Genomic DNA, 26,513 nt, shown 5'->3' with positions numbered 1-26,513 from the left:
ATGTATTCAAGGAAGAGATTTAAAGAATCTACAAAACTTATTGGGGTGTCGCCAAGCGGTAAGGCACAGGGTTTTGATCCCTGCATACCTAGGTTCGAATCCTAGCACCCCAGCCACAATTCTTGTTGATTCAAGTAAACAGACGGCAGAAGATACCCGGGAAGGATGCGTTCACCGGATCGCTCAAATAATAACTATATCTTTCTGGCTGTCTTCTGCTATGTGTTTAAGATACCTGATTAAACCCTTCGAAGGCTTTATACACATGTCGACAATGATGATCTTTACCGGCAATGCTAACCCAGAGCTGGCACTTAAAATAGCTTCTCACCTGCAGATCCCTATCGGTCAAGCAACTGTGGGAACATTCAGCGATGGCGAAACCATGGTTGAAATCCTTGAAAATGTCCGTGGTCGTGATGTCTTTGTCGTTCAATCGACTTGCGCTCCAGCAAATGACAATTTGATGGAACTCATGATCATGGCAGATGCTTTGAGGCGATCTTCTGCTGGACGAATTACTGCTGTAGTCCCTTATTTTGGTTATGCACGTCAAGATCGACGTGTTCGCTCAGCACGTGTCCCTATTACAGCCAAAGTAGTAGCAGATTTGATGGCTTCAGTTGGTATCTGTCGAGTGCTTACCGTAGACTTGCATGCCGATCAGATTCAAGGCTTTTTCTATATGCCGGTTGATAACGTTTATTCAACGCCTGTATTACTTGAAGATATTAAGCAGCAAAACCTTGCTAATCTCATGGTCGTTTCCCCAGACGTAGGAGGGGTAGTTCGGGCAAGGGCGATGGCAAAATTGCTTAATGATGCAGAATTATCAATTATCGATAAACGACGCAGTGGCCCAAATAAATCAGAAGTAATGCATATTATTGGTGAACCTGCCGGAAGGCATTGTCTCATTATTGATGACATTGTTGATACAGCAGGAACCTTATGCTCAGCGGCCTATCAATTGAAGCGTAATGGCGCAACCAGTGTAAGAGCTTACATCACTCATCCCGTCTTGTCTGGACCCGCTGTGGAAAACATTAAGCACTCGTCCCTCGATGAAGTGGTTGTTACTGACACTATACCTCTCACTGACACAGCAAAGCGTTGTGAGAAAATTAGAGTGGTTAGTTTGGCAGATATGCTAGCACAAGCGATCAAGCGAGTTAATGTCGAGGAATCTGTTAGTTCAATGTTTACTGAATAGTCAACAGCTATTGTCAATACTACCAGGGTCTAGTCGTGGGATTCTCTCCGAGTCCCATACGTGATTTTAGACCCCGTCCGTCAATCCCGAGCCCCATACGTTATTCTGAGCTAAGGTATCCCCCTGGTTTGTTTGAGCGTCGATTTGAATTAATTACTTTCTTTGAATTAATTACTTTCATTGTGTTTAAATTCGCAGGGATGTCGGAGGACTTATGGGGGTGTAATAACCTAAAAAAAAGGAAGCATTTTGCTTCCTTTAGAATTTATAACGCCCGCATCGGCGCGCGAAATTAATCACGTGTACCTACATATTTATCATCGAAATAACGACGCAGTTTGGTTCTTAATGTACCTCTGCTGATACCAAGCATGATTGCTGCGCGTGATTGGTTGTATTTGCAATGTTCCATGACAGCGCGAAATAATGGTGTTTCAATTTCTTCAAGAACAAACTGGTACAGATCAACAGGATCAGTTCCCTTCAGCTCGGCGAAATATTTCTGCACTGATTGAGTGACACTCGCGGCCAGCGATGCAGTTGTATCCCCGGCTTCATTACTGATTGTTGTCATTCTTATTCACTCCTCCTTTAAAAAGCTGCATCTTACCCAATTGAGTAATTCCTGACAAGTCTACTTTCGGAAAATTTGACTTAAAAATCAGGAATTACCGAGTAGCTAAACTCTACTCAATTGACTCAATAACTTCTATTAAAACTCATCTTCGATTATTGAAACTTTAACATTCCAGGGTTAAAAGGCTTACCATTAACCATTAATTGACCTTGGTTAAGGTTCGCTTCAATTACATAATCATTACCCTGTACCGCTAGCACTCCCGACTGAATCATGGTTGCTATTTGTTTATCTGCGGCGGCACTTGCTTGTTGAGCCACAGCATTCAGATCGATAGTCGCAGGCGGCGTAGCGTTATTAGAACTTCCCGCAGGTGCTGTGCCCGCTTGCTGCTGCATTTGTTGCACGATACCTTGCTGAATAGTTTGCGGTGGCTGCGGAGCTGCCAACATCTTTTGTCTAATCGACTCAGAGATGAGCTCTTTAACAACTACAGAAGGTACTTTTAACTTTCCATTTCCTTGAATTTTCTGTATCAGCTCAAAAGGATTCGTTGTTGCAGATTTAGGTAGAGAGACCATTAAGTTTCCTTCGATAGTTCCCTGTGGCATAACAAAATTGAGTTCTGTTACTTCGAATTCTGCTCCTTTACTAAATAACTGAGGTAATTCTGGTAATATCGCTAATAATGCTTGTTGACGTTGCGCATCTGGCCCCTGCTGCAGTTGGTTGGCTTGCTGATTAATTCTGGCTAGCGCGTCTGCATCGAGATTTCTAATTGCAACTTCCAAACGGCCAGGACCATAAGTTTTGTCGTTAGTCGCTATTTTCTCGATGGAGGACTTGAAATGCGAGTTAAATAAACCCTCTTCAATGTTAGTGTCAGAATGGACATCGAATTGTGCAAGCTCAAAAATTTTCTTATCATTATTTGTGATAACTAATGAGGGGAAAGATAGACTCGCATCACCAAGATATAATCCAGAACTTGTCTTATGCAGATTGTATTCGCTGGTTACAGAAGACATATCCGTTTTTATTGGTCCTTTAGCAATTCGCAAACCATCAACAGTAATGTTACCGCTTACTTTCTTCATATCAGGAGAGAGGCTGGTAGAGGAAGTCATACCTAACCAATCTAATTGTCCATTACCTTGTTTAGCGATTAATTTAAACGCCGGAACGGATGCATCGATATTCGTATTTAGGAGATAGCTTACAAATAAACTTAAGTCTAATTTAGGCTGAGTTGATTCGCTTGAAAAGGCATTATTAAATTGCTGAGCAAATTTCTCAGGTAGCAATAATTCCGTATGAGCATATCCCAAACCAAATTTGACAGATTTATCAGCAAATATCACCGGGCCATGATGAATGGTGAGTGGCATCTTCATTTGAAAATCTTGAGCAGCTACAGTTTCTGATTGACCGTCTGCTGAACTAACCACATGCGCGGGGATATGTAAGCCCCAATTGAGAATGGCTTTGGAGGTAAACCAACCTCGGTTGTATCCTTCTAGATTTACAGTCAATCCGTTGGATTGATTTACTGTTTTGAGGTCTTCTTTCACTTGCTTTTCAGTGAGATACCCCATCCCGTAATATGAGCCGAGGAGTAGAACCACTAGGATAATCACTAATCCTGTGAATTTTTTCATTATTATCTCCGAGTTAAGGTCAGGCCTCTCCAAAATCCAAATAGCTTTGAACTTTTTCTGCAGAGGCACCGCAACAATTAAAACACGAGATTCGCTAACTAGCAAAGATATATGTGCAAAAAAATGTTAACTGACAGCAACTTACTAAGCCTTACGAATAGGCTTACAGTAAGTCTCTTTAACAGTAAATGCGAGGATCAGTGCCACTAATGAGCAAAGTGGCAAAATTTTTAATCCTGCTTGGAAATCTGAAAGCAGTAAGGTTTCCACATTATAAGCACGCGAACCGGATACGGAGTCTACTAAATGCCCGACCAAGGGCTGCATCAGTGCCCCCACAAAAATAGAAATCATATTAGTAAACGCTATTGACGTTCCAATCACATTACTTTCATGAATTTCCGTCGAAACCGCATAAGCAATAGCGACCCCTGTATTTGTCAAACCAAATAGGAAAAATAGAACATAAGCCGTTGTTTTATCAATTCCTGGGTAAAAGACATAGAGCGAAGTCAAGATGATCCCACACAAGGCGGAGAAGATCATTAAAGGCTTACGGCGCCCCATTTTGTCGGATAGCCAACCTGATAAGGGACCACTTATCCCCCAACCAATGAAAATTAGTCCTGTGGCAAAAGCTGCAGCGTGAGCCGACAAACCTCGTCCATATTGCAAATAAGCAGGACCTATTGCTTCACCAATAACGGCTGTAGGACCAAAGAGAAAACCGGCGTAAAGTGCATTAAGCCAGGTTTGGCGATGAGAGAGAATAATCTTCAAGCTAGATAAAATACTTAAGCTTTTTTCACTGTGAATTTCATGTCGCTTCGTACCTGGCGCATCTTGAACAAATTGATACAATAGACCAGCAAGCGCGATAAATAAGAAGGCTATAATCAACATACTATGACGCCAGCCTACATTGGCAACTAAAAAAGACACCGGCGCTTCGCCTGCCGCAGCACCCAACATCCCTAATGCTTGGGTTAAACCTGATAATAAGCCTAGCATGGCAGGAGGGAACCAAGAAGTCGCTAAGCGCAACGAGCTCACAAATGCAAACGCGGCACTAAAACCGATAAGCATACGACCCACGGAAGCCATCATCAAACCATCAGCTAAACCAAAAACACAACAACCCAAGGCAGTGATTAAGGACATCACTGTTAAAATTGAGCGAATACTTAGGCGATCTACAGTTAATCCCACCGGGATTTGCATAAGGATGTAGGGGAAATAAAAGGAGGCAGTAAGAATTCCAAATCCTGCTTCATTAATACCAAAATCCATTTGCAAACTGCGGTGCATGACTCCTGGAGCCACGCGTGCTAGATAATCAGAGAAATAAAAGGCTGCGGCTAATCCCCAAACAATCCATGCAAAACCTAATTGACTAATACGACCTGTTTTTTCACTAGACATTGCTATCATATTCATAAATTCACTACTCAGTTACTTTTCCATCCTAGCTGAAGCTGAGACACACTACCCGCGCAGAATCCAAGCAGAATAATTGGCTAATAAATTACCAATCGCAAAATTACATTATACTGTCAGCGATGATTATTTCAACACATTGAGCGATCTGCAACGTATCATTTTTCTCGAGCTTTGTACATCATTTAGAGGTAACTCACGAGCAAATCAGTTATAATTCTGCTTTTTTATAGGTCTTGACTAAATGAATGCTCTCGAATTGGCAATAAAAAATGCGCTTAATACAGAAGGAAACAATAAGGAAGCGAATAAAGCCTATTTGGAATTTATAAAAGCAAATTTTATTATTCCTATCGATAAAAACTCCACAGAAGAACAGCCTGAGGTTCTCTATTTAGAAGAGGGCGGCCTATATTATCTGCCAGTATTCACTAATATGCTGTGCTTCGATAATTGGGCTAAAGAAATTACAGAGGAAGTGCTGCTACTCAAATTATCAGGCGTTGACTTGCTAAAAGGCATTGGAGAAAACGTACATGTTTGTTTGAATATTGGTTCGGAGATTTATAAAGAATTTAACCCGGCAGAGCTAGGAAGAATGAAATCAATGGTATTGAAATTATTTAAGTAGATTGTCAACGGACAAGCAGCGGATGGCTGATTTTTCTGTTTCCAGAGTGCAATCAACCATCCTTCTTAAATTGCGTAAAATCAAAATGAACCCCTGTTTTTTATAATTAAGCCACCAGTTCAAATACCTGATAACCTACTACAGCTGTCGCTGCGAGTGCACCAGTTATTTTCAGCATATTCGCTAAAAAATTGCTGCTTACTAAACTGGTAATGAAGTGATAGGTTTGATCATTTGCTGCTTCAGATGCACCGGTTTCAGCTTCAGTAGGTTCATATAACGGTTTCTCACCATAAAACCCAGCCCACCAACCTTCTTGCCATTGCTCATATTCATGGCTGCCTTCGGGGAAAGGGTTTTCATCCTCTCCTACCTCAGCTAAAGCACACTCATAGCCATAAGAATAGCATTCTTCAAAACTTGGATGTTCAATATTAAAACGCAATTTAATATGTGGTAACAACTCAGTTGTGTCATTCATATTAGTACCCTCTCGTTAGCGTCTTAAAACAAATTTAAGATAGTTCACACAAAGCATTTATCCTGCCAAGAAAATAAAATGTTTAATCTCACTCAATAAACGCCTTATTTAACATCATTCTACGACTATAGGAACAGTTATGCCTCAGAGTGGTTTTTTTTTACTCTTTCTTGACAATGTGAAATCTTTATTGTTTTTTTTTGAACTTCTGTTGAGAGGTAACTCGTTGATTTATAAAATTTAAGCTTAAACAGTCTTTTTGGCGTAAAATCGCTGGCATCCTATAAATTTGCAGGTTAGCAATTCAACCAGAGGCAAATCTTGTTTTACCAGTCCTCCAAATTTGTTGCCAAGCCTCAGATGCGGCAAACTTTATTAGGGGGCTAACCTGCAATGCAACCAATGTCCTCTTTTTTTATAAAAAAGTATCCGATCATGCAAACGATTATCACGGCCTTGCCAAAACTCTATTTCGTCCGGAATAACCATATAACCTCCCCAATATCTTGGTCGTATAATGGTGTCTTGACCGTATTGCGCAATTAATTTGTTTAATGCTTGCTCTAGAACATCCCGATCAGCAATTTTTTGACTTTGAGGAGAAGCAATCGCGGATAACTGGCTTGTCACCGGTCTAGAAGCAAAATAAGTATCAGATTGTTTTTTTGATACGCGCTTAGCTCGCCCACGCACCCGCACCTGACGCGACAACTGTGGCCAATAAAAATTTAAAGCAACATAAGGCCCCTGCTGTATTTGTAAAGATTTTGTGCTTTGATAGTTGGTATAAAAAACAAAAGCACCTTCATCTAACCCTTTGAGTAAAACAACTCGTGAGTCAGGGCGCCCTTTCTCGTCAACCGTTGAAAGCACCATTGCAGTCGGATCACTTTTTTCTGTCATCAAACCTTCTTCAAACCAACGCTTAAATTGAGCGAGTGGAGACTCTTGAAGACTGTCTTCGTTCAACTGTAAATCACCATATTCGCGGCGAATATCCGCTATTGTTTTCCAATTACTCATCTTCTTAGGAACCCAGATAAATGCTGTTGATTATAATGCGAAGCTCAAAAGATACCTATACCCCCAGGCATGAAGATACTAATAAAATAAATCTTAGCTATTGTTAATATTACCTTAATAAAACTCCGTGTATAATGAGCGCATTTTACTCAGGCCATGTAGCGTCCATGCTGGAAAATGTTTTAAAGATGCTTGACGCGTTTAAAGAGCGTCAAACTTCGAAATTCTTACTGAATATTCGACAACAAATCCTTGCCAAAATTCAAGATTCGCACTCTAGCCTGAAACTTGAACCTGAAATTCCAGCTTTGCAATCTAGCTCAGAACTTCAAGATTCGCAGCCTAGCCTGGAACTTGAGACTAAAATTCCAACTTTGCAATTTAGCCCTGAACTTCGGCCTTATTTTGAAAAAATCAACCGCTTTGGCGAGCCCTTTACTAATTTTTCGACCGAACCCCAAGAAGTCATCCAAATTAAAGAAATTATCAACGGAATATACCATGCAGAAATTGCTTTCCGTGATTTAGAAACCGTTAATTTGCGCAATAAATTAAATTGGCCTCAGGATTTACAACAACTCTGGTTTCATACTGTCAAGCATGGTTATCATGCAAGTTATCTTTTAACTCATCTTGGTATTGACTTAACTAATATTTTCTCCGCAGAAATAACAGAAGGGCTGCATTTACTTCGTATATTTAACGATTTTACTGACCAATATGCTGACGATGCGGCCGCGTTTGCCGCTAAATTAAAAGAATATCCTATTAGTTTTAATGGTGGATTATTAAGCGGTATTACTGTCGATCAAATGAGAGCAGGCAGTGGTAAAATTGATTATCATTTTTTAACCCAATTAAGTGCTGCTTTACCTGGATATATTCAACAAGCTACGAATTATATTCAACAATTTTCACCACAAATCACTTCTGTAAAACCAGGCTTAGATCAAGACCAAGTCGATAAGTTACATAGAGAGGGATTGAAATTATTAGACTCCTTAAGCGTCTTGCAGAACGATAATGACCTTTTATTGCCTGCTAAAGTCATTTATTACGTCGATATACTACGTCGTGTTATTCGTCTCTCAAAAACCACCTTAGAACAAGCTAAAAATTTAGATGAATCTTCCCAAGAAGTAATTCGCAATAATTTAGCTGAATTAAAATACAAGTGGTTAATACCCTTATTCAATTTCGTGGATCGCATTGAGGACGACGGGTTGCTTGCTCCAGGTTCGCTCTCCAATCTAGTATTGGGGCAGTTAAGGGCTCCCTATCAAACCCTAATTTCCTATACTTCGAGTATCGTTAACTTTTCCGTGAAAGGAAAAGAGCTTTTAGCGATCGAAGATGAACATTTTATGGAGTTGCGACTCGAGCCAATACGACACAAAATTAACCAAGAAAAACGATGGTTAATTCATCTCGGGCAAACAGAAAAGGCTTGTAGACGCTTTTTCAGTCTACTTAAAAAAAACCCCGACCGAGACTTGAGTAGTTTACCTGAATCCACTAGAAAATTACTGTTGGAAAATTATAAATTTTTACATCCTTTCGTTAATCATTTTGATAAAAAACTCAATAATGACATCATTAATGCGTTAACAAAAGATAGTACTTGGTGGTCTCAAGTCCCTTTTACACAAACTAAAGTAAAGCTAAGTCAAATATTGGCACTAAAAGATAGCGTAGAAACAATAATTGCTAGAGATAAATCAACTCAACAATTTCATATAAAACTTCAAGAAGCTCAGATTGAATCTATCTATGAAAGCGCAGAAACTCATGTATTCCCCTACGATGGGAAGACAAACCATTTTGTGGTCGATGAAGCACAAGTTTTAGTAAAATCTAATGTGAAAAAAAGATTACACTTTACTGAAAATCCGCCGAATCGTTTAGTGATCCACCCAGAAGCCTTAACTGCTAATCAAAGTTTTACTCTTGCCGAACATTATGCTGAAAGAGTTGAAAAGCTAAACAGAGCCGAAAAGGCTTATAAACGTTTTTTTGAGACCATTCGGGTTCAGCATCCAAACCGCCTCAAGGATTTAAACGAGCACATTAAAAAGGAGTTGCTTGATTTATATTGCGTATTTCGACCTTACTTGATTGATCTCATCGTAGCCGCTCCTGAGCTTCCTAATTACGATCAGGATATCATTGATGCCTTACAATCTCCCGTTCCAGAAAGTTTAGACGATCGAGAATTCGAAACTGTCAGCCCCATTCACACAGCCTATTTTTTTCAAAATAATGCTTTAAGGGGAGGGCGAACCCTCCAAAGCTGGTTTACAAATACCGGTTCTGCTTGGCAAAATCGAGCACAAATGCTGCAAAAATTAGCGCAGCAAAAATTAGCAGCAGAAACGAAAGAATCCACTCTGACTCCCTATGAGAACAGTGCCCAAGAAAGGCGCGATTTTTTAATTAAGCACCGCAACTACTCTCAAGCGGTTGGTGAATTTAAAGAATCATTACTCAAGCTTACCTCTCTATTTAATAACACAATCCAGAAGGAGCTTGAACCAGCTAGCTACTGGAGCATACCCTTTGTTGGTGACGGAGCTCCCTTTCCAGAGTTACAAAATCGCAATCAGTTACTTGCGCAGGGTCAACAAGTGATAGGGATTAAGCGGCTTATAAACTGCTTATACCATTTGGAAAAAATTTGCCAACAGCTAGAAAAATTAAATGATAACAATTGGGAGGCTATTTATGTTCTTCACTTAGTTCAAGCCAATAACCATGTGGGTGAAATTCTTGAATTATCAAAAAGCTTATATGAAGACCCTCTATTAAGATTGTTAGTTGCTGATTTGGTTAGCAAAGCAAAACACATCTCAGAAACCTTAGTGAGCAAAACTGAGCCTTACAGAAAAGACCCAACTACCGTCCCTATTCCTGAAAATGATACAAGACTACAGTATGGTTCCATCTGGTATAGTCTTAACGCCTTGATGTATGCCCCTACCCATATTGCTACTCTTTTAAATCAAGGGGAGGTGCCATCCCAGGAGCAAGAAAGGATTGCTGCTCACGCTAAGCAAGTCGCTCTAAATATCGAGTCAATTATTGAAAACTCGGACTCTTATTTCAAGTTATTTCTTAAAACGCCAATGATGTACCAATTGTTTAAAGAACTAAAACAAAAGGTTAAACATTTTACTACGCTTTCACATGACACCGTGATAAGTCATTTGGAAGAAATCAATACCGGCATATTCGCTCAAATTTTACTTGAAACCGATAAGTGGGAAGATAGAGTTGGATTAAAACCAGGTCAATTATCAGGCCCTATGAAAACGATACTTGATGAGTTTTATCAAGGTCTAGTACAACCACTAGGCTGCGCATCACAAAAACACATTGCTCTAATTACAAACAGCCAACCAGTCACTCTACGCCTTGATGCGGTAGCAGCAAGAAGGGTACATGCTCAAAAACAAAAAGCAAACTACATGGCTGACTATCTTTGCCTGAAAAAATTAGTAGACTGCATTAAGCGCTATGAAAACTTTACTAGTCCCGGCTTTGGTCCTCCTCCATCGGTCAATTTTATCGAATTTGCGAAACAAGATTTACTTCAAGCCTATGAAGAAGCGCTCCCCCTGCTTCAGCAACAAGGGACACTATTCCTTTCATTTGCAGGTGAAGTTAAAGCAAGCCCCCAAATTGATGAATTGCTAACCCCTAAAACACCCATTGAACTTATTCCGCCTTCAAAAGAACCAGATGCTAAACAAAAAGAATTAACAGCCGAAGAACTAAAACAAAATACAGAAATCCATGCAAAACTAAAACGTTTAATCGACATACTTGGACTACCCCCAAAGCATGTCTTAAAAGAGATGCAAGAGAAACTACGCTCTGAGTTTGAAGCGGCAATTCCCATTTTAAAACAGCATAAAGCACTCTTGGATACGCTGTCAGGTGAAGTAAAAGTGAGTCCTCAAATTGATGAAATCTTGGGACCTAGAGTGACAGAACTATTATTACAAGACTCGACGGAAATTGATTTAGACTCCACTGAAAAGGACCGAGTTTCTGCAGCTAACAAGTTCATGGAGAACACTCATATTTTAGCCCAGTGCCAGTTTGTTTTTGAACATTACGATCGGTTAGTCAATTCTACAAAATTAGAGGCTAAGCCTACAGATCAACCAAGAAAAGTTGACATTAAAACACGATGTGAACTTGTGTGTAGTTATTATGAAGGCATTGTCAAAACTTGGGAGCTAAGAGAAAAAACAGCCGCGGAAAAAGAAAAATATTTAACTGTTCTACGTGACCAACAAACACTGGTGACAGAAAGAGCTACTTTCAACTACATTAATGCAGTTTTTAAAAAGCAATTCGATTTGGCGTTAGGAAGAAAAACTGATTTGCATCTTATGCAAGGCGAATACAATGATAAATTGAAACAGCATTTACTACACTGGAAACCTACCATTCTAGAATGCGCAAAAAATGCTCCTAATATCGATGAACTTGTTCAAAATATTGTTCAAGAAAGAGTCAAAAATTTCGACAAGGAGTTTTATAAAAAATATGCACATCTCAATGAAATAATGGCTGAGCTTGCAGAATTTGAGTCTTATCTCAAACAAGCTGAAATGGATGTCAAAAAGCAAATTTCTCGCTTTGAAACCGAAACAACTTTGCAAAAAAAACAACTGATCATTACTAGATTGAAAAATATTGCTACTAATCCACTTAAATCCACCGAAGCTCGAATAAAGGAAATGAGAACCCTTGTTAATAGTCCTCTGTCTTACAACGGTAAATCCTGTACTTTTAGAGAAATTATGCTTGAGCATTCTAAACATCAGGTTTTGACCTACGAATGGCTTATGCAAAAAGTATCCTCCTTTTTAAATCTTTTTAATCTTCTTAAACCAGAGTATTATGTTGAGTATGAGAAATTAAATGATGCCATTACAACCCCCCCTAGCCCGAAAAGTCTCAATCGCTACCGAATATTTACCCCTACATCTCGGAGCTACGAATTACCCAAACCAGTTGTTGCGAATTCTACCTCCTCTGAAAACGATTCAACTCCAAATCCTAGTTAACAAATAACTTGTAGTAAAATCACAATATTTGCGGGGTATCTTAGGTTGCGTAGTTTCTATAAACTTTTGTTCTCTTTATTGCTCTTAGGACTTCTAATGACTGAACAACAAGCCTATGCACTCAATATTATTACTGCTGAGCAATCAGTACACAGCAAGGTTTTACAGATACCAGCAAAAGTCGTTCATTTTCCTTTATCTAAAGAAGATAAAGCGCTTATTGCGGCAATGAAGGAGAAACTCTATGAATTACAGGGCGTTGGATTAGCGGCTCCCCAGGTCAATCACCACAAACAGATTATCGCAATCTATATCCCGGAAGAGTCGGCTCTGTTGCGTACTAATGCTAGGACCTATCCTATGCATATACTGATCAATCCCTCCTATGTGGGTATAGATTCTGCAGGAAAGAGTTCTGATTTTGAAGCTTGCTATTCGGTGGCGAATAAAGCTGGGAAAGTTCCTCGTTTTAACCAAATCACAGTCCAATTTTATGATGAACAGGGGCAGAAATACAGCCGTAGAGAAACTGGCTTTTATGCCCGAGTTTTACAACATGAAATTGATCATATTAATGGGACATTAATCACTGATCGACTAACACCTGAGTGTGTGCAGGGAACTATGGAAGAAATGGTGAATTTACGGCGGCAGGAACTTCCACCCCAACAGAGAGAGCTTTTCGATAAGTTAATGAAAGAAAAGCAAATAAAATCAAAGCAATAAATGCTTTCTTAAAATACTAGATTTTAGCTAAAAAAGTCTCGTTTAAAAATAGCATTTTGAAATAGCTTGAGTATATAATTAGCTTCCCTATTTTTAACCATAATAAGAAAAAATCATGAAAAAAATTTCTCTGCTTTTACTTACCGGTTTACTCACTTTTAATGCTCAAGCTAAAGAAAATTTTTCTTGCGGTTATAAAGATTATTTTCATCTGGACGAACAAATTCATCCAGGGATTAACTTTGTGAGTGTCTACGGCAACTCAGAAATTGACTTGCATCTTATTAGTCCAAGAAGCTTTGAAATAAAAGATACTAATCGCTGTGAAACAGGTTATGGACATGTCACCGTTGCTTATGATCCTTATAATTGGTGTGTCTTGGATGTAAAAGACGGTCCCTATATGATGCACCCCACTATTAGTGCCTCATGTAATGGTTTACATTATGACGGTATGACATACGATGGATTTAATTCCTATTCTTATACTATCCATCTAAGTTAAAATTTAAGCAATTATTCCCCGCCCTTCGGCGAAAACGAGAGTCCAGGTTCAACAGGTGTTGGGCCTTTGCGATTCTAGCGAACAGATAGCTATTACCAAAACAGAATCTGTTTAGTAAACTAGGCGAACAGGGATTTAGAATGGCAGGTTTTTCATGGAACAAAAAACAATTTTCATCACTGGCTGCTCCACGGGTATTGGTCATGATGCGGCCCTTAGTTTAGCTCGTCGCGGCCATCGAGTGATAGCGTCTTGTCGTAAAGAAGAGGATGTTAGCAAGCTTATTGAGTTAGGGCTGGAGGCTGTAAAAATGGATGTGAATGATGAACAATCCATTGCTTCCACATTTAGCGAAGTTCTAGAAAAAACATCTGGCTGTCTAGATGTGCTCATTAATAATGCGGGTTATGGTCAGGCCGGTGCTCTAGAAGATATCCCACGGGACGCATTACGCGAACAATTTGAAACGAATGTTTTTGGACTGATGAATCTCACTAAACTTGCCATTCCTATCATGCGTAAACAGGGACAAGGGCGCATCATTAATATCAGTTCTGTTTTAGGCTTAATTTCCATGCCATTTCGCGGCGCCTATAATGCCTCCAAATATGCCGTTGAAGGTCTGAGTGATACCTTAAGACTCGAGCTTAAACCCTCAGGAATTAAAGTGATCTGTATTGAACCTGGCCCTATTGCAAGCCGCTTTCGTGATAATGCGATCGACAACTCACTGAAAAAGATTGATCAAAACAACAGCCATTTTCGTCAACAATATCATCGAATGCTGAATGGTTATCGCGAGCAAAAAGAAGACTCAATCTTTACCAAAGGAACAGACGCAGTCATTAGCAAACTGATTCATGCCATTGAAGCCAAAAAACCTAAACTGAAGTACCCAGTCACTTTCCCTGCTCATTTATTTACGATACTTAAGCGTATTCTTAGTGTAAGAATGCTAGATCGCTTTATAAGCTATCTATCTAAAAAAGAATTAGGGGCGGCTAATTAGCTGCCTTGTCCCAATACACAAGTTTCATCCTGAGTGGCATGAGTTTGAGTGAGCTCCCCGGCCTCTGTCTTGAAAAATTTCGGTTGGTAGCAGCTTAAGATATCTGGTACTGGGTGTGTGGACCCTGCACTCTCAGATGAAGACCTTCTCTCGCCTTTGCCCTCAACCTTGTCATAACCAGCGTTGGTGAATATACTGCTATTAAGTAGTTCGCTGCCCCTAAGTAGTACAAAGTCAAGATCACTTGAGCTTAATTCTGTTTCTTCTTGCTCTTTCTCCTTTGTAGCCGCGTTGGGTGATTTAGCCCAAGGATTAATCCGTTGCCAAAAATTGCTAATAGGCTCAGCCTGCGCTTGAGTTGCTGATGCAGCTTGAGCAGTAATGCCGAGCTGCTGTTTATAGGCATTGAGATCAATCACGACGGCTTTGACTGCGGCTGGCTCCGCACTTAATTCAGCCTCTACACTTATCAATGGTTCTGGAGGTTCTTCAACAGTTTCTTCCTTTAGGAAACTCATCTGAGCTTTTTGTAGATTTTGCAAAGCAGCTACTTCCTGTTGTAAGTTTGCAAAAGAGCTTACTAAGCTCTCAAGTGAACTTGTATAGTTCTCCGCCAAGGTTTTTCGCGCATCGTTAAACTTAATTTTTAAGATCGCCTCAACTTCAGCCATTTTTTCTTGCAATTGTTCTAGAGTTTGCTCAATCGCTTCACTCTGATCTCTAAATGGCATTTTAGTTTGCTCATCTACTTTTTTCTCGATAAATTTAACCTGTTGGTTGAGCAATGCTGTTAAATGGGTTAATTGGCCTTTTACCAGATTTAACTGAGCAAGTTCTTGTTCAACTCGATCGCGTTTGGGCCAAATGCGAAATGCATTGCGAATACTCTCGAACATTGAAAAAGCTAATAAAGTACTCACTTTGGCGACGATAAAATCCGTAAAAATAGTTTTGGCTAGTGCTAGACCGAAACATTTAAGCACTAATAAACTCATTTTTCCTATTTTCTGCATTAATGAGGGATTGTCATTGAGATCTAGAAATTGATCCTTATGCTTATAAATTTCCATTCCAAATTTGTAGGCCAGCCGCATTAACGCAAACGCTCCCACTACTGCAGCGCCAATACCCGTTGCACCTGTCCCAACACCTATTGCAACCAACAATGCTTGTAAAAAGCCTCCGGTCATTAAAGGAGAAATAATGGATAACCAAGTTGAGACAAAACTAAAGAATTCAAGCAGAAAAGAAAATACAGCTACGATTTTTCTTGAGGCAAAGGATTTGTGATATTCCCACTCCAGCACACTAAGACCTAATCTCGGCTCTGGTGATTTTAATAATTCCTCATGATGAGCTATTTGTGTAGCAACTGCAGCTTCCGCCTGCGCTAGTTTTGCTTGAACACGGCTGAGTTGCAATTTGCGCGCACGGTTATTAGCCGCATTTAATGCGGAAATGATCTCCTCCGAAGTTGCTCCTTGTTCCACCTCCTTTTCCCTCTCTGCTTGAGCTTTAATTTTATTGAGAACTTCCGCTACTTTATTAATCGCTTGTTGTTGTAATTGTTCTTGAACGTCAGAACCCAATTGGGATGAAGCATCCATCGTCATAATTAATAAGCGATTCACTAAGGCTAATTTAATCAAACTATCGTTAGCGTTATCGGCTAGATCGACGTGTTCAATTAAAAATTGTAATTGCTGATTCGTTTCTTCAAGAGGCTTGGCAGCAAGAGGATAAGTCTCTTTGAATAAGCCATCTACTCTTGTAAATGCGTTTGCAATACTGGCGATTATTGCTTCCTTTTCATCCTCTTTCTTCTTAGCTAAGAGTCCAGGAAAAAGAAATTGAATCACTCCCTTTCTGTCAAACGCCTGTCCATTTTTTATGATTTCGCGATATTGCAAATAATACATGGCAAAGGAATCGCGCTCTGTTTCATTTGCTTCGTTAGGATTCGTTGCATAATGAAAAGCATTCGCCTCAATTGTCTTTTGAATTTCTATTCCCAAAATAGGGTAAAGACGGTTTTTTGCCAACTCTTTAAACTCGTTCGCTTTTTCTGCAAGAGCACCACCGTATTGACCCACCAAATGATTCATAATTGGGGCTACTTGCGCTTGCACAGCATCACTTTTGATTGCTTGTAATGCTAGTTCAGCTAAAAACGGATAGGGTAAAAATCGAATGAGTTGCTCTTGAGTCATCTGCGAAGCAATTTTCTTTAAAAAATTGGTTCCCCATGAAAAAGCTGTTTTACCACCGATTTCGATTAAATTATCGACGAGGGCATCCATCATTTTTTCTTGACTAGGAAGAATATTGGCAACAGCGAGAGGATCACTAAGCTCCTTCATCAATGCAGGAATAGGATTTCGATTTAAATTGGCGGAATAGGCGGCCTCCGCAGCTCTAACTTCATCAATTTCAGCATTTGCTAGGTAGAAAGCAATGAGCTTGGCTAAAAATTTCTCATCCATCTGCGCCATATCTGGCGGCAATATGTTCCAAACAAAATTGAATAGTCCTTTAGCAAAAGAGGTAATGGATAAATTTTGCAGTTTGCTTTCTATTGATTGCTGGGCAAGCTCAGTAAGCTCACCATTGAGTAAAAGGATAAGATGACTATTTAACTTGGAACCTTTATCTCTAAAATCCCTTTGAAAACGTGTTATTAACCCTGATAAGGCATTGATATATCGTAGCTTGCTATCGCATAAATCAGCGATTTTTTTGTTTTCAGCGAGTCTTTTCAGTTCTTTACAAGACTTTTTTTGCTCCTCTAATCGGTCTTGTATTTGGTTAAGAAAGAGACGAATAGTGGGCTTAACTTTTTTTATCGTTGCCCTAGCACCTTTTTTCCCTTTTTCATTGGGTGTCTCAGCACTTGCTTCCTTGCTAGGTTGTTGTTCTTTGTCATTTCCCAAGACCCTAGTGAGTTCTTTTACACTAGCCATCTGATTTTTAAATTGAACAGCACTGTCTTCTTTTAGCTCCTGGTACTTTATCCAAATTTCTTCAACAGTGGTCAAATCAGCAACAGAAATGGCTAAATTTTCATTCAATTTCTTATAAATTGTGCGAAGAGAATAATCGTCAGAATCCAACTCGTGCGAATCAAGCATCTGCTCCAGTAAAGAAGCCAATTGTTTGTTTTGATATTGCTCAAACATTCGCTTGATTGCCGGTTGAAAGAACTCTTCACCAAACACTTTATGGACATCATGAGGAGAGTCAGCTATTGCTGTGGCAGCTTCAGTTAGCTCCTGAAAAACGGCTGTGGGGTCTTTGACATCAAGTTGTCTTTCTAAAGTCTGCAACCGATTGATTAAGGCAAGAATATCCAATTGCAGGGGTTGAATATTAAACGCGTCATTGGTTGCCATAATAAATGAATCACTTAAGCTATCTTTAGCATATCCTTTAATACGCTCAGCCAAGCTTTGATAGATATTAAACCCTTGTTCCTCTATTTTAGTTTCCAGACGCTGATAATGTTCAAAATTAAACTCCTCAAGTTTAAGTTTCCCCTCTGATGCTTTCACGACTTCTTGCATGTAAGCGTTAAAAAACTTAGCCTTAAGTGAACCTTCAATTTTTCCTTGTTGAGTTAATTCATAAAATTGAACATAAGCGATTATTTTATCAATTGGGAATTCATTTATAAGAGCAACCTCATTTAACACTCTCGTTAAGGCATCAGTACGTGATAAATAATAAGAAACACTTTCCGGTATATAAGAAATTGCATAACTAAAAAATGCACCTAAGCCTTTTTTAGTCGCGTTAATAAGATCATGAACCTTAGATCCGCCCCCTTTTAAGCCAGTATAATAAACATTTGCTTGCATTAGCCAAGCAGGAAGCACATCCGTTTCTTCTAAACCAGCACAGAGGGATGTAATTTTGTCAAAATCCCTGAATGCTTCGCTGATATAGCCTAATCGATTAAATAAATTCTCATCTTGAACAGCATTAGTAATCGCAACGGCAGCGCTCTTACCGTCAGCAACGACTTGCTTACATTGACGAACTGGCTCTAGTAAGGTTTTGGTTAAAATATCAGTTAACGAATCAAAATTGACTTCTAACGCAGCCAGCATTTGTTTGCGTGCTACCGCCACTGTTGAATCTGAACCGTCACGATTTTTCGGAAAAATAAGTTTCTTCTGTTCTTCAAGTTTTTTCGTATTTTTTATAATTTTATTGAAGGTAGGTAATTCCTCTTGGATGGCATCAAGCAGCTCGCTATCCATGGGTAAATCTGGCATAGTAATTTTAATAGCGAGTTTAAGTCCTTCGGTCAATGCATCTCTAGCAGTATTTCTATTCTCAATACTCAAGGCAGCATTTATAGTGTCTAGGGACGCAGCCAACATCTCGGCTGTTTTTCTTGGTTGATAGTTAATTCCTTTGTTGTTCGCCAGTTTTAAACAGATTTTTTCCAGAACAAAGGGCAAAGTAGATAAAGAGTCTAAATAGTCGACCTGTGCTTGCAAAACAGCCTGCATTGCTTTGTCGGCAGGTGAAGACTCTTCGTCTGATTTTTCTTCGAGATGGTTGATTAGACGTTCACAACTCACATATACGCGATCTAAATTGTGGAGATAACTCGTTTTTATCAGCTTCACTGCCCAGTTATCTTGACTCGCCTCGCTCACCTCGTTAACGATGGTCTGAGCAAACTTCACAATTCTGTCATGTAAAACTTTATTATCTTCATCCCAATTAAGCGGTTTTTTAGATTCGCTTGCTAGTCCCACATCCCTGCAGAGTGCATCCCATTCTTCCTTACGACAAGTCGCTTGATGACGGAAAGCAACGTGCAGATAAAACCTATAAACTTGAGGATCATAGCCTGCTCTATCGAGAGTAAAACCACATAAATCAAAGATAAATTTAGAAAGGGAACTTTTATCGCGCGCAATTAAATTCTTAACTTCTTGTTCAGACTGCATTTTATACTAGGGTCAGAAAATTGTGTTTATAGTATAAATGCCTAACATTAAGGAAATATGAGGTTTTTTAAGACACTTGGGTGATCGTTTTTTTACCTAGTCGAATGTAGGTCGTACCTTGGCCCGACACTCCATAAGAAATGACTTTGTTGGGCCAAGGTCAAACTTACATGTTGACCATCTTTCAGCAAGCATAGTTGCTATGTTTTACTTATTTCCAGCCAGTGACTTCAGCAATTGCATCACCTAAATCAGCAGGGGAGCGAACTGTTTTGACACCAGCAGCTTCTAAGGCTGCAAATTTTTCAGCTGCAGTTCCTTTTCCACCAGATATAATCGCTCCAGCATGTCCCATGCGCTTACCAGCAGGTGCTGTTACCCCGGCAATATAAGAAACGACTGGTTTGCTTACATTGGATTTAATATACTCAGCCGCCTCTTCTTCGGCAGAACCGCCAATTTCACCAACCATAATAATGGCTTGTGTTTGTTCATCTTGCTCAAATAATTCTAAAGCATCAATAAAACTTGTTCCTGGAATTGGGTCACCACCAATTCCTATACAAGTACTTTGTCCGAAGCCTTTATCCGTTGTTTGCTTAACTGCTTCATAAGTCAGAGTACCAGAACGAGAAACAATACCGACCTTACCTGGCAGATGGATTGAGCCAGGCATAATACCAATTTTACATTCACCTGGAGTAATAATTCCTGGGCAATTTGGCCCTATCAGGCGTGCTGAAGTATTATTTTCTAAATAAACTTTCACCTGCAACATATCAAGCACAGGCACGCCCTCAGTAATACAAACAATTAATTCAATCCCTGCATCAGCTGCTTCTAAAATTGAATCCTTGCAAAATGGTGCAGGTACGTAAATGACAGAGGCTTGAGCACCTGTTTCCTCGACCGCTTCGCGGACTGTGTTAAAAACAGGCAGGCTCAAATGTTGTTGACCTCCCTTTCCAGGAGTCACCCCACCAACCATTCGTGTTCCGTACTCGATTGCTTGTTCAGAATGAAAAGTTCCTTGTTTACCAGTAAAACCCTGGCAAATCACTTTTGTGCTTTTATTTACTAATACGCTCATTGCTAGCCTCGATCTGTAGTTCTGCCTACCTAAGAATGATCTAAGGTGGACTTAAAATAGTAATAATTAGGGCCTAGGCGATAGCCGCCACAATTTTTTTAGCTGCATCGGTCAAGCTATCAGCAGCAATGACGTTTAAGCCGCTTTTATTTAGAATCTCTGCGCCTAATTTTGCATTGTTACCCTCAAGGCGCACGACCACCGGTACTATCACGTCAACTTCTCTTACCGCAGCAAGAATACCGTCAGCAATTAAGTCGCAGCGAACGATACCACCAAAAATATTTACTAAAATTCCTTTCACTTTGTCATCAGAAAGAATAATTTTAAAGGCTTCAGCGACTCGTTCTTTAGTTGCACCGCCACCCACATCTAAAAAGTTTGCCGGTTCGCCGCCGTGTAATTTAATGACATCCATTGTTGCCATTGCAAGACCTGCCCCATTAACCAGGCAACCAATGGATCCGTCAAGAGGAATATAATTTAATTCCCAATCCGTAGCACGGTTTTCACGCTCATCTTCTTGTGTAATATCACGTAACATTTTCAACTTAGGCTGTCTGTAGAGCGCGTTACTATCAATATTCACTTTACCGTCCAGACAAAGCAGTTCGCCTTTCTTAGTGACAACAAGAGGATTGATTTCCAGTAGACTTAAATCGCATTCGACAAACATTTTGCCTAAAGCTATCATCAAATGGGTGAATTGCTTCATTTGATCGTCATTCAGATCAAGCTTAAAAGCCATTTCTCGACATTGATAAGGCATGACACCGACTAAGGGATCAACGGTTGCTTTGAAAATTTTCTCAGGGGTTTCATGAGCTACTTTCTCAATCTCAACACCACCTTCAGTAGAAGCCATAATGACAACTCGGCGAGTTGCACGATCAACCACGGCACCTAAATATAGTTCGCGACCGATGTCACAGGTTTCTTCAACTAACACTGCATTGACGGGTTGTCCCTTTGCATCAGTTTGGTAAGTGACCAAACGAGTACCCAGCATGGCTTTCACTGCACTTGCTAATTCGTCTTTATCAGAAACGATTTTAACACCACCTGCTTTACCACGACCACCCGCATGAACCTGAGCTTTTACTACCCATTTAGAGGTATTAAGTTGAGAAGCAACTTGCAGCGCATCCTCAATACTTTGGGCTACTTGCCCATTTGGAGTAGGCAGGCCGTAGCTAGCAAATAACTCCTTGGCTTGATATTCATGTAAATTCATTCTATTACCCTTTAAAAAAGCAAAACCCGGCGTCGCGGGTCTTGCGGTTAGTCATTCTGTTCAAACATTTAAAAGTAAACGGGCTGGGTCTTCAAGTAACTCTTTCACATTTACTAAGAACTGCACTGATTCTTTGCCATCAATTAATCGGTGATCGTAAGATAAGGCTACATACATCATCGGACGGATAACAATTTGACCGTTTTCAGCAATAGGTCTTTCCTGGATCTTGTGCATACCGAGAATTGCTGTTTGCGGTGGATTAATGATTGGCGTTGCTAATAAGGAACCGAATACGCCACCATTGGTAATGGTAAAGGTACCACCTTGCATTTCTTCCATGCCTAATTTGCCCTGTCTTGCGCGGGTCGCTGAATCGTTAATGCTTTTCTCAATATCTGCCATACTCTTTTGATCGGCATCTCTTACAACAGGCACCACCAAGCCACGCTCTGTTGATACTGCAATACCAATATCATAGAAACCATGGTAAACAATGTCTTGGTCATCGATAGAAGCATTCACAGCAGGAAAACGCTTTAACGACTCAACCACTGCTTTAGTGAAGAAGGACATAAAACCTAACTTAACAGCATGTTTTTTCTCGAAGCTGTCTTTATATTGAGCTCTCAAATCCATGACTGCTTTTAAGTTCACTTCATTAAAAGTTGTTAACATCGCTGCATTGTGCTGTGCTTGAACAAGACGCTCTGCAATTTTAGCACGCAATCTTGACATGGGTACACGACGTTCTTCACGAGGTCCCAAAGTAACCTGTTCTTGTTTAGCGGCAGGTTTTGCGGCAGGCTTTTCACGATTAGTTTCGATAAAAGAAATCACGTCTTCTTTGGTGAGACGACCATCTTTACCTGAACCTAGAATTTGACTGGATTGTAGATCATTCTCAGCAAGCATACGTCTTACTGCAGGGCCTGTTGATTTTTCGCTAGCTGATGCACTGACTTCAACTTTTTCCTCTTTAGCCGCTGGTGTTGCTTCCTTAGTGGGTTCAGCTACACCTTGTTCTATGCGAGCAAGTAACTGACCTCCCTCCACGGTATCCCCCTCTTTAAATAGGATTTCTTTCAAAATCCCATCGGCTGGGGCAGGAACTTCAAGAACGACTTTGTCTGTCTCTAGATCTAAAAGATTCTCATCGCGAGTTACCTTATCGCCAATTTTTTTGTGCCAACCAGCAATTGTAGCATCGGCTACCGACTCGGGTAGTGCAGGTACTTTAACTTCAATAGACATAGTAATACCTTCTTCTTTCGTTATATGTTTTAATTTGTTAATCCAATAGGGCCTGCTCAACTAATCCCTGTTGTTGTTGAGCATGAAATATGGGGCTTCCAACCGCTGGTGCGGCAGCAAACTCCCTTCCGGCATAACTTAGAGATTGATCATCAGATAAGCAATCCACAATATTATGCTGAGAGGCAAACCATACACCTTGGTTTTGTGGTTCTTCCTGACACCAGACAATTTTTTTAGCATGGGGATATTTTTCAAGCTCCTGAATCAATGCTTTTTTCGGGAAAGGATAAAGTTGCTCAATTCGGATAATCGCGACGTGATTTAACTTTTTATCCTCGCGCCTTCTTTGCAGCAGATCATAGTAGACTTTGCCGCAACATAATACTACTTTTGTAATCTTATCGGCAGCTAAATCATCGATTTCAGGGATAACCGTATGGAATTTGCCTTTAGTTAAGTCTTCTAGAGGCGAAACAGCCAATTTATGGCGCAGTAAACTCTTTGGTGTCATGACAATAAGTGGCTTACGGAATTTCCGCAACATTTGACGCCGCAGCAAATGGAACATTTGTGCTGGAGTTGTTGGTGTACAAACTTGAATATTATGCTGAGCGCATAACTGCATATAGCGCTCTAAACGGGCAGAGGAATGCTCAGGGCCTTGGCCTTCATAACCATGCGGTAGAAGCATGACCAAACCACAGAGGCGACCCCATTTTTGTTCACCCGAGCTGATGAATTGATCGATAACCACTTGAGCGCCATTCGCGAAATCACCAAATTGCGCTTCCCACAACACCAAAGAAGTAGGCTCTGAAGCAGCATAGCCGTATTCAAAAGCAAGTACTGCTTCTTCTGAAAGAACAGAATCAATCACCGCGAACGGTTTGTTGGGATCAGTGGCAACTATCTCCAGAGGCACATAGGTTTTACCTGTATTAACCTCATGCAGAACAGCATGGCGATGAGCAAAAGTACCACGACCGGAATCTTGGCCTGACAACCGTACTCCATAACCCTCGTTAAGCAGACTGGCATAAGCCATGATTTCCGCATATCCCCAATTCATGGGAATTTCGCCTTCTGTCATTTTTTCTCTTTCAGACAGAAGACGTTTCACAACCGGATGCAATTCAAAGCCTTCAGGTAAGGTACTTAATTGCTTTGATAATTTTTGAATAGTCGATTTGGTGATGGTAGTATCGACTTTGTCTGTCCATTTAGCATTAATGTAAGGTGTCCAATCGACAGAAACTCGACCCTCATAATTACCATGAACCACGTCAACAACCGCTTCGCCTTTATCCAATTTATCGCGATAAGCATCCATCAGTTTGTTCACTTCTTCGCTGTTGATAATGCCTTTTTCCATTAATTGGTTAGCATAAATTTCTCGCAGCGTAGGGATGGTTTTAATCTTTTGATACATGGTTGGTTGGGTCACCGCAGGCTCATCAGCCTCATTATGACCGTGACGGCGAAAACAAACCAAATCAACAACCACATCGCGCTTAAACTTCATTCTAAACTCAAAGGCGATTTGCGTTGCGAAGATCACTGCCTCTGGGTCATCGCCATTCACATGAATCACCGGCGCCTGCACCATTTTAGCAACATCCGTACAATACAGGGTTGAACGTGCATCAAGTGGATTAGAGGTAGTAAAACCAACTTGGTTATTGATGACAATATGAATTGTTCCCCCGGTGGAGTATCCTCTTGCCTGAGAAAAGTTGAAGGTTTCCATAACTACACCTTGACCTGCAAAAGCAGCATCACCATGCACAACTACAGGAACAACCTTATCTTTTTTCACTAGATCGTGTTGACGTCTTAGACGCGAACGGGCGGAACCTTCTACTACTGGACCGATAATCTCTAAATGTGAAGGGTTAAATGCCAAGGCTAAATGAACAACTTTGCCATTTTCCATACATAAATCAGAAGAGAATCCCATGTGATATTTCACATCACCCGTGCGATCTGATTTTACTTTCCCTTCGAATTCCTGGAACAAAAGGTCAGGTGCTTTACCCAAGACATTAACTAATACGTTTAAACGACCACGGTGAGCCATGCCAATGACAATTTCCTTTACATTGACTTCGCTGCCTTGATTGATAATTTCTTTCATCATCGGAATGAACGCATCGCCGCCCTCAAGGGAGAAGCGTTTTTGTCCAACATAGCGTGTACCTAAATAGCGCTCAAGACCATCAGCTGCAATTAAATCTTTAAGAATATTTAATTTTTTCTTCGCATTAAACTGAGGACGCCCCCGCATAGTTTCCATTTTCTGCTGTAACCATTCAGTTTCTGCATTATCGGAAATATGCATATATTCAATACCGATACTTCCGCAGTAAGTGTCACGCAGTGCTTGAAGGATTTCACGCAGTGGCAGCATTTGTGAGCCATTAAAATATTTGCCGGCGATAAATGGACGATCTAGATCATTTTCAGACAGTTGATGGTAACCTAATTCAAGGCTTGGAACCTGTATCCGCTCTGCCATCCCCAGAGGATCCAGTTTGGCAACGTGATGCCCATGTGAGCGGTAAGCATTGATTAAATGAGCGACTTGAAACTGCTTAGAGTCTCCAGTAGAAGCAATGGGCGAGGGCCTTTTGTCTGCATTTTGCAAAAAATGCTCACGAATTTCGCGATGTGAAGATTCTTTTTCTGCACCATTTACTTTGGGTAATGCATCAAAAGCTGCACGCCAATCAGCAGAGACTGAATTGGGATCCGCTAAATAATCTTCATATAAACCATCGACATAAGCCATGCTTCCACCGGATAAATAGGAAGAAGCCCATTGTTTTTGCAGGTCAGTACCGCTCATCGTTATTCTCTCCAAAGGGACACGTCCCGATCATGAAGATCGGGATAATAAGAAATCGCTATTAAGTTTCCTCGGTTAACATTTGCTTGCGTATTTCAGCAATTGCTTTCGTCGGATTGAGTCCCTTCGGGCAAACATCAGCACAATTCATAATTGTGCGGCAACGGAATACACTGAAAGGATCTTGTAATTTATCCAAGCGGTGTTTCGTCGCAGTATCACGGCTATCGGCCAAGAATCGTCTAGCTTGCAACAATCCAGCTGGTCCAACAAATTTATCTGGATTCCACCAGAATGAGGGGCATGAACTTGTGCAGCAGGCGCATAAAATACATTCATATAAACCATCAAGCTGCGCACGTTCCTCAGGGGATTGTAAACGTTCACGTGCTGGAGCAGGATCGTTATTTTGCAAATAAGGTTCGATACGCTCATATTGCTGATAAAATTGCGTCATATCAACCACTAGATCACGGATTATTGGAAATCCAGGTAAAGGACGAATGACGATTTTGTCAGTTTTTAATTGAGAAAGCTTAGTAATACAAGCTAAGCCATTCTTACCGTTTATATTCATACCATCAGAACCACATACCCCTTCTCGACAAGAGCGTCTGTAGGTAATGGTGGGATCTTGCTCCGCTTTTAAACGCTCAAGTACAGGAAGCAACATTGGATCACTTTTAGCCGGAATTTCAATCTCATAATCTTTCATAAAGGGCTTAGTATCAACCCCAGGATTATAACGGTAAATTGACAGGCTCAGAGTTCTAGTATCAGCCACGGCA

At 40.4% G+C, this 26,513-nt stretch carries 16 protein-coding genes, 1 tRNA gene and 1 pseudogene; 7 read left to right on the top strand and 11 right to left on the bottom strand.

Annotated elements, in window-relative coordinates; genetic code table 11:
• Positions 1-41 precede the first annotated feature (41 nt).
• Both Lnau_RS14155 and Lnau_RS14150 read left to right on the top strand, forming a co-directional pair.
• A tRNA-Gln gene (locus Lnau_RS14155) sits at positions 42-116 on the top strand.
• A 149-nt stretch (positions 117-265) separates the two neighbouring features.
• Positions 266-1,213 carry a ribose-phosphate pyrophosphokinase gene (locus Lnau_RS14150; protein WP_058505777.1) on the top strand — a complete coding sequence of 316 codons (948 nt, stop codon included), beginning with the start codon at positions 266-268 and terminating at the stop codon, positions 1,211-1,213.
• Between the two features lie 292 nt (positions 1,214-1,505).
• Here Lnau_RS14150 and Lnau_RS14145 read toward each other — a convergent pair whose 3' ends face one another.
• The 3 genes from Lnau_RS14145 to Lnau_RS14135 form a co-directional block, all read right to left on the bottom strand.
• Positions 1,506-1,787, bottom strand: a complete 282-nt coding sequence (locus Lnau_RS14145; RefSeq protein ID WP_043872510.1) for a helix-turn-helix domain-containing protein — start codon at positions 1,785-1,787, stop codon at positions 1,506-1,508.
• A 155-nt stretch (positions 1,788-1,942) separates the two neighbouring features.
• On the bottom strand, positions 1,943-3,448 hold the full coding sequence (locus tag Lnau_RS14140; RefSeq protein ID WP_058505776.1) for a YdgA family protein: 1,506 nt from the start codon (positions 3,446-3,448) through the stop codon (positions 1,943-1,945).
• Positions 3,449-3,592: 144 nt separating this feature from the next.
• A complete protein-coding gene (locus Lnau_RS14135) occupies positions 3,593-4,885 on the bottom strand; it encodes an MFS transporter (protein ID WP_058505775.1) in 1,293 nt (430 codons plus the stop codon).
• 244 nt (positions 4,886-5,129) lie between these two features.
• Between Lnau_RS14135 and Lnau_RS14130 the strand changes: the two genes are divergently transcribed.
• Positions 5,130-5,516, top strand: a complete 387-nt coding sequence (locus Lnau_RS14130) for an SseB family protein (RefSeq protein WP_058505774.1) — start codon at positions 5,130-5,132, stop codon at positions 5,514-5,516.
• 106 nt (positions 5,517-5,622) lie between these two features.
• Here Lnau_RS14130 and Lnau_RS14125 read toward each other — a convergent pair whose 3' ends face one another.
• Both Lnau_RS14125 and pdxH read right to left on the bottom strand, forming a co-directional pair.
• Entirely contained in the window at positions 5,623-5,997 is a 375-nt protein-coding gene (locus Lnau_RS14125; RefSeq protein WP_058505773.1) for a hypothetical protein, read from the bottom strand.
• 375 nt (positions 5,998-6,372) lie between these two features.
• Complete coding sequence (pdxH, locus tag Lnau_RS14120) at positions 6,373-7,020, bottom strand: pyridoxamine 5'-phosphate oxidase (protein WP_058505772.1); 648 nt, start codon at positions 7,018-7,020, stop codon at positions 6,373-6,375.
• Between the two features lie 134 nt (positions 7,021-7,154).
• On the opposite strand from pdxH, the gene Lnau_RS14115 reads away from it, so the two are divergent.
• From Lnau_RS14115 to Lnau_RS14100, 4 genes are all read left to right on the top strand, one after another.
• Positions 7,155-12,098, top strand: a complete 4,944-nt coding sequence (locus Lnau_RS14115) for a hypothetical protein (RefSeq protein WP_157070664.1) — start codon at positions 7,155-7,157, stop codon at positions 12,096-12,098.
• A 96-nt stretch (positions 12,099-12,194) separates the two neighbouring features.
• Positions 12,195-12,824 carry a peptide deformylase gene (gene def, locus Lnau_RS14110; protein ID WP_058505770.1) on the top strand — a complete coding sequence of 210 codons (630 nt, stop codon included), beginning with the start codon at positions 12,195-12,197 and terminating at the stop codon, positions 12,822-12,824.
• Positions 12,825-12,939: 115 nt separating this feature from the next.
• Entirely contained in the window at positions 12,940-13,329 is a 390-nt protein-coding gene (locus tag Lnau_RS14105; RefSeq protein ID WP_058505769.1) for a hypothetical protein, read from the top strand.
• Between the two features lie 154 nt (positions 13,330-13,483).
• Positions 13,484-14,338 carry an SDR family NAD(P)-dependent oxidoreductase gene (locus Lnau_RS14100; protein ID WP_058505768.1) on the top strand — a complete coding sequence of 285 codons (855 nt, stop codon included), beginning with the start codon at positions 13,484-13,486 and terminating at the stop codon, positions 14,336-14,338.
• Here the strand turns inward: Lnau_RS14100 and Lnau_RS14095 are convergent.
• The 6 genes and pseudogenes from Lnau_RS14095 to Lnau_RS14070 form a co-directional block, all read right to left on the bottom strand.
• Positions 14,335-19,299, bottom strand: a complete 4,965-nt coding sequence (locus Lnau_RS14095) for a hypothetical protein (RefSeq protein WP_058505767.1) — start codon at positions 19,297-19,299, stop codon at positions 14,335-14,337. The two genes, Lnau_RS14100 and Lnau_RS14095, sit on opposite strands and share 4 nt — an antisense overlap.
• A gap of 211 nt (positions 19,300-19,510) precedes the next feature.
• A complete protein-coding gene (gene sucD / locus Lnau_RS14090; protein ID WP_058505766.1) occupies positions 19,511-20,389 on the bottom strand; it encodes a succinate--CoA ligase subunit alpha in 879 nt (292 codons plus the stop codon).
• A gap of 73 nt (positions 20,390-20,462) precedes the next feature.
• Positions 20,463-21,626: pseudogene (gene sucC, locus Lnau_RS14085) on the bottom strand (ADP-forming succinate--CoA ligase subunit beta); the annotation flags it as partial.
• A gap of 57 nt (positions 21,627-21,683) precedes the next feature.
• On the bottom strand, positions 21,684-22,877 hold the full coding sequence (odhB, locus tag Lnau_RS14080; RefSeq protein WP_058505764.1) for a 2-oxoglutarate dehydrogenase complex dihydrolipoyllysine-residue succinyltransferase: 1,194 nt from the start codon (positions 22,875-22,877) through the stop codon (positions 21,684-21,686).
• Between the two features lie 37 nt (positions 22,878-22,914).
• Positions 22,915-25,725 (bottom strand): 2-oxoglutarate dehydrogenase E1 component, encoded by a 2,811-nt coding sequence (locus tag Lnau_RS14075; RefSeq protein ID WP_058505763.1) that lies wholly within the window; start codon positions 25,723-25,725, stop codon positions 22,915-22,917.
• A 61-nt stretch (positions 25,726-25,786) separates the two neighbouring features.
• Entirely contained in the window at positions 25,787-26,509 is a 723-nt protein-coding gene (locus Lnau_RS14070) for a succinate dehydrogenase iron-sulfur subunit (protein ID WP_058505762.1), read from the bottom strand.
• Between the last annotated feature and the right edge of the window lie 4 nt (positions 26,510-26,513).

Source organism: Legionella nautarum, from assembly GCF_001467895.1.
In the GTDB taxonomy this organism is placed as follows: domain Bacteria; phylum Pseudomonadota; class Gammaproteobacteria; order Legionellales; family Legionellaceae; genus Tatlockia; species Tatlockia nautarum.
Note: the sequence above shows the minus strand (reverse complement) of the source record. Positions and strands in the feature narration are given on the sequence as shown.

Excerpts from the sequence above, each read along its gene's own strand:
- Lnau_RS14095 (WP_058505767.1), bottom strand. The coding sequence starts at position 19,299 with ATGCAGTCTGAACAAGAAGTTAAGAATTTAATTGCGCGCGATAAAAGT.
- Lnau_RS14115 (WP_157070664.1), top strand. The coding sequence starts at position 7,155 with ATGAGCGCATTTTACTCAGGCCATGTAGCGTCCATGCTGGAAAATGTT.
- odhB (WP_058505764.1), bottom strand. The coding sequence starts at position 22,877 with ATGTCTATTGAAGTTAAAGTACCTGCACTACCCGAGTCGGTAGCCGAT.
- Lnau_RS14140 (WP_058505776.1), bottom strand. The coding sequence starts at position 3,448 with ATGAAAAAATTCACAGGATTAGTGATTATCCTAGTGGTTCTACTCCTC.
- Lnau_RS14130 (WP_058505774.1), top strand. The coding sequence starts at position 5,130 with ATGAATGCTCTCGAATTGGCAATAAAAAATGCGCTTAATACAGAAGGA.
- Lnau_RS14125 (WP_058505773.1), bottom strand. The coding sequence starts at position 5,997 with ATGAATGACACAACTGAGTTGTTACCACATATTAAATTGCGTTTTAAT.
- sucD (WP_058505766.1), bottom strand. The coding sequence starts at position 20,389 with ATGAGCGTATTAGTAAATAAAAGCACAAAAGTGATTTGCCAGGGTTTT.
- Lnau_RS14150 (WP_058505777.1), top strand. The coding sequence starts at position 266 with ATGTCGACAATGATGATCTTTACCGGCAATGCTAACCCAGAGCTGGCA.
- Lnau_RS14100 (WP_058505768.1), top strand. The coding sequence starts at position 13,484 with ATGGAACAAAAAACAATTTTCATCACTGGCTGCTCCACGGGTATTGGT.
- Lnau_RS14075 (WP_058505763.1), bottom strand. The coding sequence starts at position 25,725 with ATGAGCGGTACTGACCTGCAAAAACAATGGGCTTCTTCCTATTTATCC.
- Lnau_RS14145 (WP_043872510.1), bottom strand. The coding sequence starts at position 1,787 with ATGACAACAATCAGTAATGAAGCCGGGGATACAACTGCATCGCTGGCC.
- Lnau_RS14135 (WP_058505775.1), bottom strand. The coding sequence starts at position 4,885 with ATGAATATGATAGCAATGTCTAGTGAAAAAACAGGTCGTATTAGTCAA.
- def (WP_058505770.1), top strand. The coding sequence starts at position 12,195 with ATGACTGAACAACAAGCCTATGCACTCAATATTATTACTGCTGAGCAA.
- pdxH (WP_058505772.1), bottom strand. The coding sequence starts at position 7,020 with ATGAGTAATTGGAAAACAATAGCGGATATTCGCCGCGAATATGGTGAT.
- Lnau_RS14105 (WP_058505769.1), top strand. The coding sequence starts at position 12,940 with ATGAAAAAAATTTCTCTGCTTTTACTTACCGGTTTACTCACTTTTAAT.